Origin of the sequence: Glaesserella sp. (genome assembly GCF_041814905.1) — a bacterium.
Taxonomy (GTDB): Bacteria; Pseudomonadota; Gammaproteobacteria; order Enterobacterales; family Pasteurellaceae; genus Glaesserella.
On the sequence record NZ_JBGXYA010000047.1, the window covers coordinates 41,970 to 60,287 of the forward strand.

Sequence of the window (18,318 nt, forward strand, 5' to 3'; positions counted from 1 at the left end):
CATTTGGTTTTGCCCATATCGATCATAATAAGCAAGTTATCCATTCTAGCCAAATAGTTTTTGCCACATTTCTGTCACAAAAGCACGCTCTTCACAAAATTCCGTTGCACCGACAATACTTGCTTTATTCAACAAATTCAAATGGTGGATCTGATTACGTAGCGTGGTATAGCAATGTTTCAGTTTTTCCCCTTGCTCAATAGACAAAATACCGCACTCCGTTGCACTGTCAAAAATACGGACATTATCCGACCATACCGCCATTTGCGGATGGCGATGGGCATATTCAAGCACCAAATATTGCGCAATAAATTCAATATCGGTAATCCCGCCTTGGTCCGTTTTCAAATGGAACTGATCCGCGCTACTTTTACTCAGATGTTGATACATTTTTTTACGCATTTTGCAAATTTCTTCGCGTAACTGACCGCTTGTACGAGCCATCGACAGCGTACTTTTTCGAATCGCTTCAAATTTTTGGCGTAACGCCGGCGTGCCGTAAACTGCTCTAGCACGAACTAAAGCTTGTGTTTCCCACGTCCAAGCTTCCTGCTTTTGATATGCATCATAAGCATTGAAAGTACTGACTAAAAGCCCCGCTTCACCAGATGGTCGTAACCGCATATCAACGTCATACAACACACCGGCGCTGGTATTCAGATTAAAAATTCCGTTAATTTTTTGTGCCAGTTTTAAATAGAACTGATGACTGGAGATCGATTTCTTACCACCGACGGTTTCACTGTTTTCCGGCGCATCATGTAAAAAAACTAAATCTAAATCGGAATTATAGCCCAACTCGATTCCGCCCAATTTACCGTAACCGATGACCACAAAATCCTGTTCACCGTTTGGTAAATGTTCCGGCGTACCGAACCGTTGCGAAACCTGTCGCCATGCCGTATTGACCACAGCCCGAATAATTGCTTCCGCTAAGTACGTCAGGTGATCGCTGATTTTCATGACGGGCAATACGCCTAAAATATCTGCGGCGGCAATACGTAAAATGTGGCTCTGCTTAAATTGGCGTAACGCATCGAATAGCGCTTCTTCATCATCTTCCGGAATACGCATTAAATATTCCTGCAACACCATCGGATATTGGTCTAACTCAATAATATTGGTTAAACTTTTTTGTAAAATCAGCTCGTCCAATAACATTGGGTAGCGCGCGATCTGTTCGGCAATCATACTCGATTGACCGCACAGGGTAAGCAGTTGCGGCAAAATTTGCTCTTTTTCGTACAATAATTCCAAATACGTTGTACGAGTAGTAATTTTATCAATGATATTCAAAATACGCGGTAGCAACATCAAGTAATCACTTTGTTTGAAAATACTGTCCACGACAATCGGCATCAATTTTTGCAGCACTTCACGTCCGCGCACACCAATCGGGCGTTTCACCCAATCTTGAAAAGTATTGGAAAGATGACGGTAAATTTCAGCGTAATCTGCCGGATCAACCGTGTAATCTTTCAAACCGCTTGTCAAATCCTCTTCTGTCATCGGATAGTTGAGAATATCTCGCCACACCGCCAGTTGTTGATTATCGTCGGATTCTTCCCCTTCATCTTCCTCACCGATTAATTCGTTAAACACGGCTCGTACGTGTTGTTGATGGAAATTCAACTTAGCAAGGAAGTTATCCCAAGAAATAGGCTCATCGGGTAAAGAAAGCGCATAGGCGATCCGCAAACGATCCGTTTCATTACTCGGTAATGTTTGGGTTTGTTGATCATTAATCGCCTGTAACACATTTTCTACATGGCGTAAAAACAGATAAGCATCTTGTAGCCGGGCGACTTGTATTTCCGTCAATAAATTCAATGATGCCAATTGCGGCAATACCGCAAGCAAACTACGCTGTTGCAAAATCTTATCACGTCCGCCGCGTATCATTTGGAAAGTTTGAACAATAAACTCAATTTCACGAATTCCACCGGCACCGAGTTTAATATTATCGACCAAACCGCGACGCAAAACTTCACGGCTGATTTTATATTTCATATCACGCAAAGATTGAATTGCGCCGAAATCCAAATAACGGCGATAGACAAAGGGACGTAGCATCTGTTTGAGATATTTATGGTTAATGTTATTCGGATCTTCACCCAAAATTCTGGCTTTGATCATCGCATAACGTTCCCAATCCCGACCTTGTTCTTGGTAATAGTCTTCCATCGCCGCAAAACTCAATACTAACGCCCCGCTATCGCCGAACGGACGCAAGCGCATATCGGTACGGTAAACAAAGCCGTCTAGGGTAATTTCATCTAATGCTCGGATCAAACGCTGTCCAAGCCGAGTAAAAAACTTACTGTTGTCCAGCGACTTATTACCGCCGACAGTTTCTCCCACATCAGGATAAGTAAAGATTAAGTCGATGTCCGAGGAAAAATTCAGCTCTCGTCCACCCAATTTTCCCATGCCAAGAATGAATAATTCCTGCTTTTCTCCCAATTCATTCATCGGCGTACCGTACTCCGCACACAGCCGTTCAAATAACCAATCACGCGCGCCCAAAATCAGTGCCTCGGCAAGATCAGACAACGCCTCAAATATCACTTGGACCTGATGCGGATTATTCGATTGAACAAAACTCAATATTGCCATTTCACGATGGCGGAAACGGCGCAAAGTACGCTGTAGCTGCTCTTCATCTTGAACCTCAACCAGCTCGGCAGCTAAGCGTTCTGCATAGTGACGACAATCTTCAATAGTAGGATATTTTTCTATCCATTGTGCTAACAATTCCGGCTGTTTCTGCAACTGCTGCGTAACAAAATCGGACATTGCCATCGCCGTTACAAGCGGTCTGATTCGGGCTGAATTTTGCAAATCTGCAGCAAGTCGATGTTGAACGAGTAGCTCATTGAGTTTTTGCATTGAAAGGAAGAAGAGTTCGCTAAGCATGGCAGGATCTCCGACGGTATAAACGCCATAGTGATTCAAAACTTGAATAGTCAATTTTAAGGGATAATTCCGCCCCGTAAGGAGGCGAATACCGGTTATTTGAGCATCAGCTTTGCCGATGCCCGAAACACAAATAAAGCGGCAATGCTTTACGAAACCGAAGAATACAAGCGGTCAGTTTCAGCTCAAAATTTGCAAATTCTCATTTAAGATCCATGAATGAGACCAAATTTAATTAAAATACTTTCTTAAACGGCTTAACAATCACATCACCGTAAACACCGGCTTCAACGTACGGATCTTGACTTGCCCACTGTTTTGCCGCTTCAAGGGAATCAAATTTGGCAATCACCGTTGAACCGGTAAAGCCCGCTTCGCCCGGATTTTCATCGTCAATTGCCGGATTCGGACCTGCGGTTAACAAACGATCTTCCGCTTGAAGTTGCTGCAAACGCACTAAATGCTTTTCACGCACTGCTAAACGTTTTGCCAACGTGCCGGGAATATCTTGAGCAAAAATAACATAGTACATTCTGTTTTCCTCTTTGGTTGTTTATTGATTCTGTTCTGCCCGAGCGATTTCAGCTAAAACAAAATCCAAATCCGGATTATGATCACGCGGAATCGCCCGTGGTTTACCGTTTTTATCGATAGCAACAAAGGTAAATAACGCTTCAGTAACGCAGTGGCGGTCACCGGCGCCATCGGAGACTTTTTTAATCCAAACTTCCACTTTTACCTGCATGGATGTTTTACCGACTTTAACGCAACGCCCGTAGCAACAAACGACATCACCGACGGAAACCGGGCTAATAAAACTCATTTTATCGACGGAAACGGTAACAACACGCCCTTTGGCTAATTCTTTGGCTAAAATCGCACCGCCCATATCCATTTGCGACATAATCCAACCGCCGAAAATATCACCGTTGGCATTGGTATCCGACGGCATTGCGAGAGTGCGTAGAATAAGCGTTCCGTCTGGCAAACGTTCTTGTTTATTTTGCATTGTTATCCTCTGCTTGTTCTTGATCTTTTAAATAAGGATAGAGATAAAAACCGGTGGCAATGACTGCGGCAAAACTTAATCCGGTTAAACCGAATACTTTAAAATTCGCCCAAGCATCATTAGAGAAAAATTCGCTGATGATGATATTGATGATCATACAGAGAATAAAAAATGCCGCCCAACCCAAGTTTAATTTACTCCAAACCGCTTGTGGTAATTGTAGTTCTTTACCAAGCAGCATTTGTATTAATGGTTTTTTAAAGACAAATTGGCTGACTAATAATGCGACGGCAAACAGCGCATTAACCAATGTCACTTTCCATTTTAGAAAATCGAGATCGTTAAAATAAGCGGTTAACAAGCCGAAAAAGACCACTGCTCCGCCTAAAATCCATTGATTTTTTTCGATTTTTTTATATAACGCTTTTAATACGATTAGCTGTACAACAGTCGCGACAACCAACACTAATGCAGCCTCTTGCACGCCGTAGGTTTTATATACGATAAAAAAAAGAATTAGTGGAATAAATTCTAATAATTGTTTCATTGGATCCTCAATTAACGTGGAAGCGCGCGAAAAACTTGGTAAAAACGGAAACCGAATACTGCAACGAATACACCGATAAAACCGCTAAACATCGCAGGAGTTAAACCCGTCGGATCATTAAAACGCACCACAACCGAACCTAACAAGCTAGGTACCATATAAGCAATAATGCAGAATAAGAACATTAAAGCCATTTTCCCACGACTTAACCCCCAAGTGAATTTGAGTGTTTCTATTACACTTTTTCTTGGATCCTCAATTAAATAGGCATAAACGGCAAGATTGAGTTTTACGAAAATATAGATACCCGCTAACATCAAAGGCAAAATCATAATCGATAGCTCTCCGCTTTGTCCGACAGTCCCGGCAAAAGACACGCCGATTGAAACCGGTAGAACCATAAAAATAGTTAAACCGATGAGAGGGAAAAAGACTTTCAATGTTTCACCTAAATTTTGGAAGAAGTGTTGATAAGTACCTTGATTAATTGATTTAATATTAAGAATAATCATGGCGTTAATAAACATGCTTATCAATGCGGAAATCATGGATGGAACCAATTGAGCCAGTAAAACAGACTCAATATCTTTAACTTTTGTCGGGTCGATTTTAGGCATCCCATGAAAACTGACAATCTGTAATACCATTAATAATACAATAGCGTAAACGGAAAATTGCGCTTGATTACGCATAAAATTCCAACTATCTTGTAACAAATTAGGAAATTTAATCGGCATTCGAAATCCTTTAATTCAAGTTATTGAGTATAAAATAAAGAAATGTTGCAAAGTATAGCAACAGTTAGTCCTCTTCGCTATTGTAGATTTGTATCAGTCAGTTACAATGCAATTCCTTTAGATTGGATCAATCATTATTATGTATACCACATTACAAGCGGGACAACGTTATTTGAACACGTTTCCGAATCAAAAAAAATTGAGTTTATTTATGCCCGATTACCGCCTTATTCAATTGGTGAAATTTGCCTCTCGCATTATGCCGGCATTCGCCTGTTTTGCCCTCATTTGGCAATACTTTTTTTATGATCCGGAACAAGCAGTATTGGCAAACGCAACCCTAACATCTTTATTCGCGTTGAGTATTCCTTTTCAAGGGTTATTTTGGCTTGGCAGACGGGCAAAATCACCGTTGCCGTTATCATTATTGAAATGGTATGAAGAATTGCGTCAAAAACTGATTAACGAACGGCATAAAATTGCCGATCAAGCGGTTCCAACTTACCAAGATTTTGCAAATCTTCTGCGCCTTGCAGAAAGCACTTGGGGTGACCAATATTTTAATGAGCTATAGCGTTAAATAACAAAGGGCATCATTCGATGCCCTTTGTCGTCTTAGTTGATATTGAATGCTTCCGTATAAGGAATAATGCCTCGTTTCAACATCTTCGATACGCCACTGCTGTAGTTATTACCGAAGCGTAATTCAAAATTAATACCGAAACGGTTGTCATAGTAGAAATCATTGACAGTATCGCTTTGACCTGACGGCGTTGCGGTTAAACGACGTGCCGTATAAAGAGTCGTACTCCAACAACAGGTGTTGTAAGTCAAACCAAGCTGACTTTCTACCGATTTACTCAATGCTAAATCATGATAATGACTTACCATCATAGACACGTTATCAGTTAACTCCCAACCGACTACCGCGCCGATCTGCTTGATATCCTGACCATATCTATTGCTACTTAAGTTTTGGTCGATATAGCTTTTACTTGCATATCGATAATTCAACTGCACCACGTGATTTTCTTTAGGTTTATATTGCAACGACATATTGGCTAATGACGTTTCATTTAAACGGGTGTCATATTGATAGCTACCATGCCAATTCCATTTTTCATGGAATTTCCAGTTAGATTCCAGCGACCAAGATGAAGAACGCTTCGCTCTGGTATTTTCCGAGGTACTGTCTACTTTAGATTGGGTAATATAGTAAATCTGCCCTGCACTGAAGTTAAACACTTCATTACCGGTTTTATCGCTGAAGAAACGCGTGGTTCCCCCTAATGTAATTTGGTTCGCAGAAGCAATACGGTCTAAACCGCTGTAACGACGATCATTAAATAACGAGTAATAATCTTGTTGTAATAATGCCGAATCATAGCCTAACCCCAAGCTGTCCTGCATCCGGGAACCGATATAACGTTGATTTCGATATGGACGGTATAAATATTGTGCCCTTGGCTCCAACACTTGGGTAAAACCACTGAAAATTGGTTTATCCGATTCCAATGTCGTTTTTATATCCACCTTAAATTGCGGAATAGTACGAGAAACTCGATTTTTTACAGGTTCTGCATCCTCTGCCGAACCTTGTTTTTGAATATAATAAGTTGTATAGAGTTTACTTTCTAAATTAATACTTCCGAAACGATTGGCAAACGGAAAATTAATAGCCGGCTCGGCGTGGAAACGCCACGCTGTCGGCATCGTATTATCATCATTTTCAAAATGCGAAATCTGAGCAAAGAAAGCGAAATCACCGTTTTTAACTAGATGATTTTTATAATAATGAAACTCAAGTTGTGGAAAAACACGATAAGGCTTACTTCCCGACTCATCAAATGTTTGGAATTTTTTCGCCGCAATCGAGAAATTATAATTCGGTTGGAAATAACCTAACTTAAAGTTCTGTGTTGCATAACCATCAGTACTGCTGCCATATTCCGAATCAAAGTCAGAAAAGTAACGTCTATCGCTTACGCGAGTATAATCGACAGAAAAACGCCAGTTATTTAAGAAACTGGCTTGATGTTGCCAAAATAACAGATAACGCGAGCGGTTTTTCTCAGTCCATTCGTCTAAGCGATCTTTATTTAAATATTCCGTAGCGAATTTTCCTTCACCCAATACCGTTAAATAACGGAATTCCGGACTGATTTGCCAACCGCGTTTGGAATAATAAGTCGGTGTAACGGTTGCATCCATATTCGGTGCAATATTCCAATAAAAAGGTTGTGAATACGTATAGCCGTCGCGGCTAGAGTGACCGGCACTCGGAATCAACAACCCTGAACGGCGACGATCACCAATCGGAAATTGTAAGTACGGAGAATAAAAAACCGGTACATCTTTAATCTTAAAGCGAGCATGCCACATCTCTGCATACTCTTCTTTAACGTGTTGGATCATCTCATTGGCTTCAATCGACCACGAATTATCATTACTTAAACAAGACGTAAAAGTCGCATTTTTCATGATGCGAGTATCCGAATTGGCTGAAACTTCTTCGGCCGATCCTCGTCCTTGCTGACCGACTAATTGATAATCGGCATTGGATAATTGGGCTTCATTACCGCTCAGATTAATTTTGGCTTCCGTCCCGGTGGCATTGATCAGATTATCACGATAATCAAATTTACCGTTTAAATAGGCATGACGAACAGCATCGCCTTGTTGTTCTACACGGACTTGATCCGCATATACCGAACGATTGCCTTGCTTAATGCTGACATCTCCGCTATAGGTCGCATCTGTCGGTTGATTAATCACTGCATTGTCCGCCTCAATATAAACGGGTAATTGGGTTTGATCGCCCTGTACCACTTCCCCTTGAAACTGCGGAACACCCAACAAACATTGGCTTTTCAAATCGGCAACAGCATAATTACTGTAACAAGCTGCCATCACGGCAATAGAAAGTAGGCTGTAATGATGTTGTTTCATAGATTCGTCCTATTTTTAAATTTCCCCTTCCCTTTAACTATTTGAGGGAGAAGTGTGAATTTGCGTTCTAAGTATAACGGACTCTTACAAGCGGTCTGTTATCCGCGAAAATTTGCAAATCGGTTGCGCCGATACACAACCAGAATTAAATAATTCTCGAGAATTGTTGGCGTTTTGCCTGCTGCCTTGAATAGATATCAAAACACATACAGATATTGCGTACTAACAAACGACCGCGAGGTGAAATCACTATGCCAGTCTCATTGATCTCAAGCAAACCGTCTTTAGCAAGTGGTGCCAACAACGATAAATCTTCTGAAAAATAGTTTTTAAAATCAATATGGTAGGCTTGTTCAACCTGTGCATAATCCAACTTGAAGTTACAAATTAAAGATTTGATCACATCACGACGCAAACAATCGTCTTTTGTCATACTTAAACCTTTATGTAACGCAATACCACGCATTTCCACTTCGGCATAATACTGCTTCAGCTCTTTATGATTTTGAGCGTAGCTGTCGCCAAGCAGGCTGATTGCCGAAACACCTAATCCGACTAAATCCGCATCTTCCTGAGTCGTATAGCCTTGGAAATTGCGATGTAGCTCACCTTTTTCCTGAGCAATCGCCAGTTCATCGTTCGGCTTAGCAAAATGATCCATACCGATAAATTTGTAGCCTGCATTATTCAAGGTTTCAATAGTTTTTTGCAGGATCTCTAATTTTATTTCCGGAGCCGGCAACATATCATCGCGAATTTTAATCTGTGCCGCAAAACGGCTCGGTAAATGCGCATAGTTAAACACGCTCATTCTGTCCGGATTCAATTCAATGACTTTTTGCAAAGTAAACATAAAACTTTCAACCGTCTGTTTTGGCAAACCGTAGATCAGATCAATATTGGTTGAGGCAAACCCTAGTGATTTCGCTCGCTTCATCAAGGCAAAAATAAAATCTTCGTCTTGTTCGCGATTCACTAATTTTTGCACCTCTTTGTTGAAATCCTGAATCCCCATACTGATTCGGTTAAATCCGATTGAGCGCAAATGATCCAACATATCCAATTCGATCTCCCGCGGATCCATTTCGATACTGATTTCCGCATCCGAACTGACATTAAAATGTTTTCTCAACATCGCCATCAGGCGTAAAGACTGCTCTTCATTTAAATAAGTCGGAGTACCGCCGCCCCAATGTATTTGGGTGACCGTACGGTTTCGGAATAACTCCGCACGGTATTTGATTTCTTTTTCGAGGTAATCCAAATAGATATCCACTTTATGCTGGTGACGAGTAATAATTTTATTACAAGCACAGAAATAACATAGCTTGTGGCAAAACGGAATATGAATATAAAGAGAAAGCGGCTTGTCCGGATAACGTGCCGCCGCTGCTTTAAAATCATCATCGTTATAGGATTCGTTAAACTCTAATGCGGTTGGATAAGAGGTATAACGCGGTCCTGATTGATTATATTTTTGGATAAGATTGATATCCCAAATAATTTCTGACATTGACTTGCCTACTTCAACTCTTGTTTGAATTGTTCTACGTCTTTTAACAATTGACGAAGTTCTGTTTTAATTTGTTGTTCTAATTCCGCTTCTTTAGCTTCACGTTCCAAATCCAACTTCATCCGCTCATTGCGTTTCAAATTTTTACGTTCTGCCAAAATCGGCATAGACTCGACCACTTGATAAAGCGCCCACATTGCAGGGAAAACGGATAGTTTTTTGCCCAATATATCCAACAATGGTTTTAGCCGTAATACGCCTTCGGAAAAATCACATTGGTCTGCTAACATTGCACGGGCAATCACATCAATACTATCAATGATGTTTTGATAACGTTCATTTTTTGCCTGCTGTAACTGCTTTTTTTGTCTGTTCAACTTCACCAATAGAGTAATGGCATAACCAGCCAAAGAAAGCATAATCAGTACGGCGAGAATAATTAAAAAAAATCGTATCATCATTAACGGAATTTATTAATATCCATGGTTTCAAACTGGCGTAATAATGCGTCTTCATCTTCCTCTTCGTCTTCAATACCAAGCTCCGCCATTAATTCGTATACGCGATCCAGACATTCATCGACAAATTGCTGATCTTTCGGCGATAAGGTCTTGCCGGCTTCCAACGCATCTAATAACTCATTAAGAATTTCATTATTTTCTAACTGTTCAAGCTCGATTTCAGGAGCCAAGCGTGGTTTGGCAATTTCAGTTGCTGGAATCACCGGTTTGATCGGTTGATCCGGACGATTCACAAATTCCACAACTAATGGGACTTTTTTACGACTACCGATACGCGGATCTTTTGGCGTTTTTTCCGCTGCTTTTTTCTGTGCTACCGCATCATTGGTGCGTGAACCGGAAGGCAAGCCCTTATGCTTACGCTTTTTCTTTTCTTCAAGGGCGGCTAAATCCAACTCATAACGGGTCGGTTTACGGTTTTTAGACGGACTGATTTTGGTTTTATCTTGCTCGTAAGGTTTCTTTTCTACCTTTCTGGCAGGCATGATATCGGTAATTCTACGCGTTTTTTTTGAGCGACTCATAATATAGGTTTTTTAAGATTAAAATAGGAGCGGATTGTATCACAACTTAGAGAATGAAAAAATTGAGATTGCTTCAGGGCTGTTTATTCTTGTTTATTATTTAAGCCGAAAGATCTCTTTGTGAGTACAAGGCATAAATAAACAGGGAGTCACAGCCCCTCTGCAAGCGGTGAGATACGCCCATTATTTTGCAAAAACAGTTTGATAAAATGTCACGCACTAGTATGAAAAGGCTTATATATCGCGCCAAATTAGCGTTGCCATTCGCCCTGTCACTTTATCCCGACGATAAGAAAAAAAGTTTTCTCTATCGCAGAAAGTGCAAAAATCACCGCCTGTAATTGTCTGAATACCGAGCTTATTTAATCGCTGGCGAGCAATTTGGTAAAGATTACCTAAAAACTTACCGCTTGTTGTCGGGTCCGGTACAAAAGCTTCAGCCGCTTGCGGGTCAAATACACAAAATTGATCGATCACATCTTGCCCGACTTGAAATGCCGTTGGTCCGATTGCCGGCCCTAACCAAACACAAATATCATTTGGCGCAGCGGTAAATTCTGCGACAGTCGCTTCAACCACACCGTCACACAATCCACGCCAACCGGCATGTGCCGCTGCAACTTCTTTTCCGTCGCGGTCAGCAAAGATAATCGGTAAGCAATCTGCCGTCATCACTAAACAGACTTGATTCGGTTGATTGGTATACACCGCATCCGCTTCCAAATCCGTTCCGCGATAAGGCAAACGAATAACGCGAGTACTATGTGTTTGAGTCAAATAAACCGGTGATTGCGGTAACTTAGCCTCTTTCGCTAACAATTCGCGATTTTGTTGTACATCTTCAAGACTGTCGCCCACATGGCTGCCTAAATTCAAACGATCAAAAGGTGCAACACTTACGCCGCCGGAACGAGTGGTCGTTAAAGCACGGATATTTTCCGGCACAGACCAAGTCGGTAGGATGAACTTCATTATTTTCTTACCGCAACAGCTTCAATTTCAATGCTGACATCTTTCGGCAAACGAGCCACTTCAACACAAGAACGAGCAGGGAAAGAAGGATGATTGTTCTCTTTAAAAAAAGCTTCATATACTACGTTCATTTCCGCAAATTCTTCCAGATCTTGCATAAATACCGTGGTTTTCACAATATCGGCAACGGTTAAACCCGCTTGTTCAATAATCGCTTTGACATTTTCCAACGCCCGACGGGTTTGCTCTTCGATTTCACTTGGGATTTCACCAGTTTGGGGATCGAGCGGGATCTGACCCGAAGTTAACACCAAATTACCCAAATCAACGGCTTGTACATAAGGACCTATCGCTTTTGGCGCATGCTCTGTGTGAATTACTTTTGTCATAATATTTCCTTTTAAACGGAGGAGAAATAAGTGGTGAGAGTTTGAAAGGTTTTTTACCTTTTGTAAATAGCATATAATTGCAAAATTCTAATCAAATCTAACCGCTTGTAAGAGAATCTATGAGTATCAACGTTACCGAAATCGTACTACACCAACTTCACCAAACAAACAGTGAATCCCCCGAACTCCAAACCGTATTAAGAGAAAACTTGCTGACCATTAGCTCCGAAGCGGAGCAAATGATGCTACAACTTCATCAGGCTTATCAAGGAAAAGCAAAAGCCTACGGAGTATTTCTATCGGAGTCGGTATTTGCTCAACAACTTAATCGTTTGTTAGAAAATGAGACCGATTTTCTGCCCTTCAGCCACAGTTGCGCCAAAATGTTGGCGAGCGAATTGGTGAAATATCCCTTTGCGTCAGGCGGCACCTTTATTCTCTGTCGCTACACTTTTTTAACAACCGAATATCTGTTTATCGCCTTGATCGATAGCCGATCTTCCATGTTGGTAGACGAACAGCTGGAGGTAAAACGTACCGAATATTTGGACATAACCCAATATGATATTGCTTGTCGAATCAACTTAACCGAACTCAAAATTAACGCCCAATCTAACCGTTATTTAACTTTTATCAAAGGGAGAGTCGGTAGGAAAGTCGCTGACTTTTTTATGGATTTTTTAAGTGCAGAAGAAGGCTTAAATCCACAAGTTCAAAACCAAGTTCTCCTGCAAGCTGTCAGTGATTATTGTCAACAAGGCGAATTAGACAATACTCAGACTCAAGCGGTGAAAAAACAGGTGTTCGATTATTGCAAAGGGCAAATCAACAGCGGAGAAGAGATTACGTTAAGCGATTTGTCCGATAATTTGCCGACCTTAAACGAACAGCAATTCGTTGAATTTGCCCAAGCGCAGGAATACGGTTTGGAGGACAACATCCCGCCGATGCGTAATGCGCTAAAAACACTGACCAAATATTCCGGTTCCGGCAAAGGCGTCACTCTTAGTTTTGATGCAGAATTATTAAACCAACGCATTATTTGGGATGAACTAAATGACACATTGACTATCAAAGGGTTACCCACCAATTTACGCGATCAACTCATGCGTAATAAATAATGGCATTTTTATAACGGTTTCGGTATGATCTGCCGTAATTCCCGAACATTGAAGGTATAACTATGAAAATAAAATCTCTTGTTGCAATTTTATTACTCACTGTTGGCGTGAGTGCTTGTTCCACGGTGGAAAAGGTGGTGTATCGAATTGATGTGCCGCAAGGTAACTACTTGGAACAAGACAGAATCGATCAAGTGCAAGTGGGTATGAATAAAGAGCAAGTGCAATATTTACTCGGCGCGCCGGTGCTTAAAGATGTTTTTAATGAAAACCGCTGGGATTATGTTTTCATCAATCGTAAAGGCCATGAAGAGCCGGTTCAGCACACCCTATTCGTTTACTTTGACCAACGTAATTTAGTGAGCGAAGTCAAATTGGATAAACCGCTGAATTCTGCAGAATAAGCATTACAAGCGCTCGGAAACAGCGATTAATTTGCAAATTTCTGCATCAAACAGACCGCTTGTTCAAAACCCCAAAGAGGCGTCATTCAATGCCTCTTTTGTTTTGCCACTAGGTTCTTAAATCATTCGCCTGTTGCAATAAATTGCGGCTTTCTTTCAAAAACTGTTCCGAATAATCGCCAAACCAATGATGAACCTTTTCAAATGCATCAATAAAGCCCTGCTTATCGTGATTTTTGAAAAATGCCACGCTTTGCGTAAAACTTTGTTGCAGTGATTCAATCACATCTAAATTTTCCGGTTTATCGGCGATAATATCGGCATATAACGCCCCGTCTTGAGCAAACAGACGACCGATCATCGCCAATTCTAAGCGGTAAATCGGAGATGACAATGCCAACAGCTGTGACAATTTCACCGGTTGTTGAGATAAATGTAACCCGTAAGCAAAGGTAGAAAAGTGGCGTAGAGCCTGAATGTAGGTCATAGAATGATCGTGTTCATGGGCATCAATTTGCTCCACTTTTGCGCCCCAAATTCTGATTTGCTCTAACAACCATTGATAGCGCTCGGAAAATCGCCCGTGACAACAAGCGACTACCTGTTTAGCCATACTGGCGATATCAGGTCCGAACATGGGGTGCAAGCCGACTACCGCGCCTTCATGAACTTCCAACATTTTTGCCAACGGTTGAACTTTTACCGAGGTGAGATCCGCCAAAATCATATTTTCAGTTAAATACGGCTGTAAACGCGCAATGGTTTCAAGGGTTTTATCAATCGGTACACAGACAATAACGACATCGGCACCGCCCAGAATATGTTCTGCATTTTCCCAGTCTTGGCTACCCAACGGCACCGCTTGATAGCCTGATTTAGCAAAATAACGTACAAATAACCCACCTAATTTTCCTCGACCGCCTACGACTACGATTTTTTTAATCTCCGGATTTGTCGCTTTAAAACCGTGTTTATTTTCATTGGCGTAAGATTCACGCATAACCCGACGCAATACGTCTTCAACCAAATCCGCAGGAATCCCCTGTTTTTCCGCTTCCTGACGACGGGCGTTGATCATTGCCGTTTCGCGCGCCGGATCATAAATCGGTAAACCGTGTTGTTGTTTAATTTTGCCGACTTCGGCAACCAAGGCTAAACGTTTGGCAAAAAGTTGAATCAGTTGCTTATCGATTTGGTCGATCTGATCTCGAATAGGACTTAGTGGATTCATACTGTCATCTCAATAGGCGTGCGCTAAAACTAAAACATACGCCATCTATTTTTATAAAAATTATTTTCTTAATGTTTCAGCGAAACGGGTTAATAATGTTTCGGTGGTTTCCCAGTCAATACAAGCGTCGGTAATCGATACACCGTATTTCATTTGTTCAAAAGGCTGCTCTGAAGATTGATTGCCGGCAAACAAATGGCTTTCAATCATTAAACCAATAATTGATTGATTACCGGCGATCAATTGCTGCAATACATTTTCGGCCACCAGTGGCTGGCGACGATAATCTTTATTTGAATTGCCATGACTACAGTCGATCATGATCGCTTCAGGCAAACCCGCTTTACGTAGCACTTGCTCGCACTCTGCAACATACTGTGCTTCAAAGTTCGGGGCTTTACCGCCACGTAAAATCACATGCCCGTCCGGATTACCTTTAGTGGTTAATACAGTGACCTGCCCTTCTTGGTTAATACCGATAAAACTGTGACCTTGGGCTGAAGCCTGCATTGCATTAATCGCTACGCCTAGATTACCATCAGTACCGTTTTTAAACCCGACAGCCATCGATAAGCCCGATGCCATTTCTCGGTGAGTTTGTGATTCGGTTGTTCTTGCTCCGATTGCAGACCAGCTGAACATATCTGCCAAATATTGCGGACTAATTGGATCCAACGCTTCCGTTGCCAAAGGTAAACCGAGTTCGGTAAGATCTAATAAAAGTTTACGTGCAATACGTAAACCTTTGACCACATCAAAAGAACCGTCTAAATTCGGGTCGTTAATCAATCCCTTCCAACCGACCGTCGTACGCGGTTTTTCAAAGTAAACGCGCATAACAATGTAAAGTTTATCTGACACTTTATCCGATAATTCCTTTAATTTGATCGCATATTCCATCGCAGCAATTGGATCGTGAATAGAACACGGTCCTATTACAATAAGCTGGCGAGGATCGCGTTTATGAATAATATCAGAAATAACTTTTCTTGATTTTTCAATCTGTTTACGCAGATTTTCCGGAAGAGGAAATTCTGTTTTGAGTTCTTTCGGGGTGATTAAAACGTATTCATCGACGATATTAACGTTATGCAAGCTGTCTTGATTTACCACAGTGTTCATTTTTATTTCCTTAAAGTGTAAAAGTTTTAATACAGGCTTAATTTACCGTTTTATTCCCAAGCTTTCAATGACTTTTTGTTTTACGGCATCCACGGTAATTAATTTCATCCACGCTTTACCCTTTGCTTTCGTCGCCCAAGGTAATTTATCCCACGATTTACCATAGCTTTGTTCAATAGCCTGATCGTAAACCGAAACTACTTTATCCAAATCCTGATAAGGACCTGTACGACGAGGATTATGAATCGCATATAAGCCGATGATCGGTGTATGCTGAGTCGTTGCAATATGCGCCGGACCGGAATCGGAAGACAACACTAAATCGACTTGGCGGATTAAACCCGCCAACTGTTTTAAGTTGGTTTTACCCGCTATATTACGGCAATTCGGTGCGAGTTGTTGAATTTTTGCTGCAGTTTCCATTTCATAGTCGGCAGCAGAACCGCACACAATGACATGAATGTCATGTTCTGCCACAAATTTTGCGATTTCCGCATAATTTTCCGGCTGCCAGTCCTTCTCTTTTTTACTGGAACAAGGTGCAATCAACAAATTTTGGCGATTTTTATCCAAAAATTGAGCGGCATAATCCAAATCGAATTGACTCACCGGTAGGTTCCATTGTGCGCTTAAGTCCGTTACGCCAATCGCTTTGGCAAACATCATCTGTCCGTCTAATACGTGCGGACAAGCGGTCTGTTCCACCTTGAAATTTGTAAAAAGCCACTGTCCTTCACGCGCACGATCTTTATTAAAACCAACTTTGGTTTTCGCTTTAATCCCTAACGACAAAATCGAAGCACGAAACGCCGTTTGCAAATTAAGCAGGAAATCAAACCGCTTGTTGCGAAGTTGCTTCCATAACGTAAAAATACCTTTCCAGCCTGATTTTTTATCGTAGGGAATTAAAGTGACATTCGGAATACCTTGCATTAAAGCCGCTTCGGTTTTTCCGATAATCCAAGTGATTTCTGCCTTCGGATATTGACGCTGAATCGCTTGTACAACCGCAAGGGTATGACAAACGTCACCGATAGCGGAAAGGCGTAAAATACAAATTGATGGAGCTGTTTTCATTAGAATTTGCGCTCTTTAAAATAGTAAATTTTATCGTTATCGTTGATTTGACGTAACACCTTACACGGATTGCCGACAGCGACACTATTGTCAGGTATATCTTTAGTTACAACGCTGCCCGCACCGATGACTACATTATTGCCGATATTGACATTCGGCATCACTACGGTATTTCCGCCAATCCACACATTATCACCAATCGTAATCGGCATACCAAATTCCAAGCCGCTATTACGTTTTTCCGGATCAATCGGGTGACCTGCCGTAAAAAGAGATACATTCGGCGCAAACATGACATTATTGCCGATGGTGATCGTAGCAACATCTAGCATCGTGCAGTTGTAATTTGAATAGAAATTTTCGCCGAGAAAAATATGATTACCGTAATCACAACGAAAAGGAAGTTCGATATGAAAATGTTGCCCCGTTTGACCGAATAAATTACGAAAAAGGACATTACGTTCTGTAAGTTGCGACGGCGGTAACTGATTAAGCCGATAAACAATTTCACGCGCCCGAGCGCGCCCCGCTTTCAGTTCCGGATCTGCGGCATCATATAATTCACCTGCAAGCATTTTTTCTCTTTCACTCATATCAATATTCCTTATAGGCATTTTGCCGGTTTCGGAAGCCCGGCAATTTTAGTCGCTTGTTTAGCCGGTCCATCAGGAAATAAACGTTGTAAATAACGGCTACTGCCCTTTTCTTCACCAAATTTTTGAGAAAGAGATTTCACCAACATTCTGATCGCCGGCGAGGTTTTATATTCTTGATAAAAAGCGCGTACAAAGAATACGATTTCCCAATGTGCTTCACTTAAAACGATATTCTCTTTCGCTGCTATCGCAACGGCAAGTTCTTCCGACCAATCGTCCAGATTTTTAAGGTAACCGAATTCGTCTGTAGGAAATTTGTGTTGATTGAGTTCGATATAGTGGCTCATACTTTATGTTGTAAATCCAAAAATACGTTTGAAGAGGTTATATTGACACAAATTATCGCACTTTTCCAAAACCATAAATAAAAAATGCCACAATAATGTGGCATTTTTTAAAGAAGAGAACAATTAGTCGTCACTACCGAAAGCACCGAATAGTTGTAAGAAACTCACAAACAAGTTATAAAGTGAAACGTATAAATTCACGGTTGCCAAGATGTAGTTGGTTTCACCACCATGAATAATGCTGCTGGTCGTTAATAAAATCGCCGCACTGGAGAAAATGACAAATAATGCGCTGATAGCCAAACTTAATGCCGGAATTTGTAAGAAAATATTGGCAATTACA

Annotated in this window: 20 protein-coding genes; 3 read left to right on the plus strand and 17 right to left on the minus strand. The window is 41.2% G+C overall.

Translation table 11 applies throughout. The annotated features are described in order from the left end of the window. Positions 1-45: 45 nt before the first annotated feature. The 5 genes from glnE to ACEYJ7_RS07195 all read right to left on the minus strand — a co-directional run bounded on the left by glnE (position 46) and on the right by ACEYJ7_RS07195 (position 5,209). Entirely contained in the window at positions 46-2,889 is a 2,844-nt protein-coding gene (gene glnE, locus ACEYJ7_RS07175; RefSeq protein ID WP_373778412.1) for a bifunctional [glutamate--ammonia ligase]-adenylyl-L-tyrosine phosphorylase/[glutamate--ammonia-ligase] adenylyltransferase, read from the minus strand. A gap of 262 nt (positions 2,890-3,151) precedes the next feature. Next, complete coding sequence (locus ACEYJ7_RS07180) at positions 3,152-3,448, minus strand: YciI family protein (protein WP_373778392.1); 297 nt, start codon at positions 3,446-3,448, stop codon at positions 3,152-3,154. 21 nt (positions 3,449-3,469) lie between these two features. Continuing rightward, positions 3,470-3,925 carry an acyl-CoA thioester hydrolase YciA gene (gene yciA, locus ACEYJ7_RS07185; protein ID WP_373778393.1) on the minus strand — a complete coding sequence of 152 codons (456 nt, stop codon included), beginning with the start codon at positions 3,923-3,925 and terminating at the stop codon, positions 3,470-3,472. After that, complete coding sequence (locus ACEYJ7_RS07190) at positions 3,915-4,472, minus strand: septation protein A (protein WP_373778394.1); 558 nt, start codon at positions 4,470-4,472, stop codon at positions 3,915-3,917. Before ACEYJ7_RS07190 ends, yciA begins: the two co-directional genes overlap by 11 nt. 11 nt (positions 4,473-4,483) lie before the next feature. After that, positions 4,484-5,209 (minus strand): hypothetical protein, encoded by a 726-nt coding sequence (locus tag ACEYJ7_RS07195; protein WP_373778395.1) that lies wholly within the window; start codon positions 5,207-5,209, stop codon positions 4,484-4,486. A 139-nt stretch (positions 5,210-5,348) separates the two neighbouring features. Here ACEYJ7_RS07195 and yfbV point away from each other — a divergent pair, with 139 nt between their 5' ends. After that, positions 5,349-5,783, plus strand: coding sequence for a terminus macrodomain insulation protein YfbV (yfbV, locus tag ACEYJ7_RS07200; RefSeq protein WP_373778396.1), 435 nt, complete (start codon positions 5,349-5,351; stop codon positions 5,781-5,783). 41 nt (positions 5,784-5,824) lie between these two features. On the opposite strand, the gene lptD is transcribed toward yfbV, so the two are convergent. From lptD to ACEYJ7_RS07230, 6 genes are all read right to left on the minus strand, one after another. Further along, a complete protein-coding gene (gene lptD / locus ACEYJ7_RS07205) occupies positions 5,825-8,158 on the minus strand; it encodes an LPS assembly protein LptD (protein WP_373778397.1) in 2,334 nt (777 codons plus the stop codon). A gap of 145 nt (positions 8,159-8,303) precedes the next feature. Next, positions 8,304-9,671: an oxygen-independent coproporphyrinogen III oxidase gene (hemN, locus tag ACEYJ7_RS07210; RefSeq protein ID WP_373778398.1), complete on the minus strand. Its 1,368-nt coding sequence runs from the start codon at positions 9,669-9,671 to the stop codon at positions 8,304-8,306. A gap of 8 nt (positions 9,672-9,679) precedes the next feature. Next, positions 9,680-10,129, minus strand: a complete 450-nt coding sequence (locus tag ACEYJ7_RS07215; RefSeq protein WP_373778413.1) for a DUF2489 domain-containing protein — start codon at positions 10,127-10,129, stop codon at positions 9,680-9,682. Between the two features lie 2 nt (positions 10,130-10,131). After that, on the minus strand, positions 10,132-10,716 hold the full coding sequence (gene yihI, locus ACEYJ7_RS07220; protein WP_373778399.1) for a Der GTPase-activating protein YihI: 585 nt from the start codon (positions 10,714-10,716) through the stop codon (positions 10,132-10,134). A 234-nt stretch (positions 10,717-10,950) separates the two neighbouring features. Next, positions 10,951-11,688, minus strand: a complete 738-nt coding sequence (pgeF, locus tag ACEYJ7_RS07225) for a peptidoglycan editing factor PgeF (RefSeq protein ID WP_373778400.1) — start codon at positions 11,686-11,688, stop codon at positions 10,951-10,953. Continuing rightward, on the minus strand, positions 11,688-12,077 hold the full coding sequence (locus ACEYJ7_RS07230; RefSeq protein WP_373778401.1) for a RidA family protein: 390 nt from the start codon (positions 12,075-12,077) through the stop codon (positions 11,688-11,690). Before ACEYJ7_RS07230 ends, pgeF begins: the two co-directional genes overlap by 1 nt. 119 nt (positions 12,078-12,196) lie before the next feature. On the opposite strand from ACEYJ7_RS07230, the gene yejK reads away from it, so the two are divergent. Both yejK and bamE read left to right on the plus strand, forming a co-directional pair. After that, the gene (yejK, locus tag ACEYJ7_RS07235; protein ID WP_373778402.1) at positions 12,197-13,198 is read left to right on the plus strand and encodes a nucleoid-associated protein YejK; all 1,002 of its coding nucleotides are present in this window, start codon (positions 12,197-12,199) and stop codon (positions 13,196-13,198) included. 62 nt (positions 13,199-13,260) lie between these two features. Further along, positions 13,261-13,602 (plus strand): outer membrane protein assembly factor BamE, encoded by a 342-nt coding sequence (bamE, locus tag ACEYJ7_RS07240; protein ID WP_373778403.1) that lies wholly within the window; start codon positions 13,261-13,263, stop codon positions 13,600-13,602. A 109-nt stretch (positions 13,603-13,711) separates the two neighbouring features. Here the strand turns inward: bamE and tyrA are convergent, their stop codons facing one another. The 6 genes from tyrA to ACEYJ7_RS07270 all read right to left on the minus strand — a co-directional run. Beyond that, positions 13,712-14,833 carry a bifunctional chorismate mutase/prephenate dehydrogenase gene (gene tyrA, locus ACEYJ7_RS07245; RefSeq protein WP_373778404.1) on the minus strand — a complete coding sequence of 374 codons (1,122 nt, stop codon included), beginning with the start codon at positions 14,831-14,833 and terminating at the stop codon, positions 13,712-13,714. A gap of 60 nt (positions 14,834-14,893) precedes the next feature. Continuing rightward, entirely contained in the window at positions 14,894-15,955 is a 1,062-nt protein-coding gene (locus tag ACEYJ7_RS07250) for a 3-deoxy-7-phosphoheptulonate synthase (RefSeq protein WP_373778405.1), read from the minus strand. Positions 15,956-15,997: 42 nt separating this feature from the next. Then, positions 15,998-17,032 (minus strand): glycosyltransferase family 9 protein, encoded by a 1,035-nt coding sequence (locus ACEYJ7_RS07255; RefSeq protein WP_373778406.1) that lies wholly within the window; start codon positions 17,030-17,032, stop codon positions 15,998-16,000. Further along, on the minus strand, positions 17,032-17,625 hold the full coding sequence (locus tag ACEYJ7_RS07260; RefSeq protein ID WP_373778407.1) for a sugar O-acetyltransferase: 594 nt from the start codon (positions 17,623-17,625) through the stop codon (positions 17,032-17,034). The genes ACEYJ7_RS07255 and ACEYJ7_RS07260 overlap by 1 nt, the downstream gene beginning before the upstream one ends. 11 nt (positions 17,626-17,636) lie before the next feature. Further along, positions 17,637-17,975 carry a TusE/DsrC/DsvC family sulfur relay protein gene (locus ACEYJ7_RS07265; RefSeq protein WP_373778408.1) on the minus strand — a complete coding sequence of 113 codons (339 nt, stop codon included), beginning with the start codon at positions 17,973-17,975 and terminating at the stop codon, positions 17,637-17,639. Between the two features lie 123 nt (positions 17,976-18,098). After that, on the minus strand, positions 18,099-18,318 hold a 220-nt coding region (locus ACEYJ7_RS07270), incomplete at its 5' end, for a Bax inhibitor-1 family protein (protein WP_373778409.1).

Coding starts and splice junctions, on each gene's coding strand:
- glnE (WP_373778412.1), bottom strand. CDS start 2,889: ATGCAAAAACTCAATGAGCTACTCGTTCAACATCGACTTGCTGCAGAT.
- ACEYJ7_RS07180 (WP_373778392.1), bottom strand. CDS start 3,448: ATGTACTATGTTATTTTTGCTCAAGATATTCCCGGCACGTTGGCAAAA.
- yciA (WP_373778393.1), bottom strand. CDS start 3,925: ATGCAAAATAAACAAGAACGTTTGCCAGACGGAACGCTTATTCTACGC.
- ACEYJ7_RS07190 (WP_373778394.1), bottom strand. CDS start 4,472: ATGAAACAATTATTAGAATTTATTCCACTAATTCTTTTTTTTATCGTA.
- ACEYJ7_RS07195 (WP_373778395.1), bottom strand. CDS start 5,209: ATGCCGATTAAATTTCCTAATTTGTTACAAGATAGTTGGAATTTTATG.
- yfbV (WP_373778396.1), top strand. CDS start 5,349: ATGTATACCACATTACAAGCGGGACAACGTTATTTGAACACGTTTCCG.
- lptD (WP_373778397.1), bottom strand. CDS start 8,158: ATGAAACAACATCATTACAGCCTACTTTCTATTGCCGTGATGGCAGCT.
- hemN (WP_373778398.1), bottom strand. CDS start 9,671: ATGTCAGAAATTATTTGGGATATCAATCTTATCCAAAAATATAATCAA.
- ACEYJ7_RS07215 (WP_373778413.1), bottom strand. CDS start 10,129: ATGATACGATTTTTTTTAATTATTCTCGCCGTACTGATTATGCTTTCT.
- yihI (WP_373778399.1), bottom strand. CDS start 10,716: ATGAGTCGCTCAAAAAAAACGCGTAGAATTACCGATATCATGCCTGCC.
- pgeF (WP_373778400.1), bottom strand. CDS start 11,688: ATGAAGTTCATCCTACCGACTTGGTCTGTGCCGGAAAATATCCGTGCT.
- ACEYJ7_RS07230 (WP_373778401.1), bottom strand. CDS start 12,077: ATGACAAAAGTAATTCACACAGAGCATGCGCCAAAAGCGATAGGTCCT.
- yejK (WP_373778402.1), top strand. CDS start 12,197: ATGAGTATCAACGTTACCGAAATCGTACTACACCAACTTCACCAAACA.
- bamE (WP_373778403.1), top strand. CDS start 13,261: ATGAAAATAAAATCTCTTGTTGCAATTTTATTACTCACTGTTGGCGTG.
- tyrA (WP_373778404.1), bottom strand. CDS start 14,833: ATGAATCCACTAAGTCCTATTCGAGATCAGATCGACCAAATCGATAAG.
- ACEYJ7_RS07250 (WP_373778405.1), bottom strand. CDS start 15,955: ATGAACACTGTGGTAAATCAAGACAGCTTGCATAACGTTAATATCGTC.
- ACEYJ7_RS07255 (WP_373778406.1), bottom strand. CDS start 17,032: ATGAAAACAGCTCCATCAATTTGTATTTTACGCCTTTCCGCTATCGGT.
- ACEYJ7_RS07260 (WP_373778407.1), bottom strand. CDS start 17,625: ATGAGTGAAAGAGAAAAAATGCTTGCAGGTGAATTATATGATGCCGCA.
- ACEYJ7_RS07265 (WP_373778408.1), bottom strand. CDS start 17,975: ATGAGCCACTATATCGAACTCAATCAACACAAATTTCCTACAGACGAA.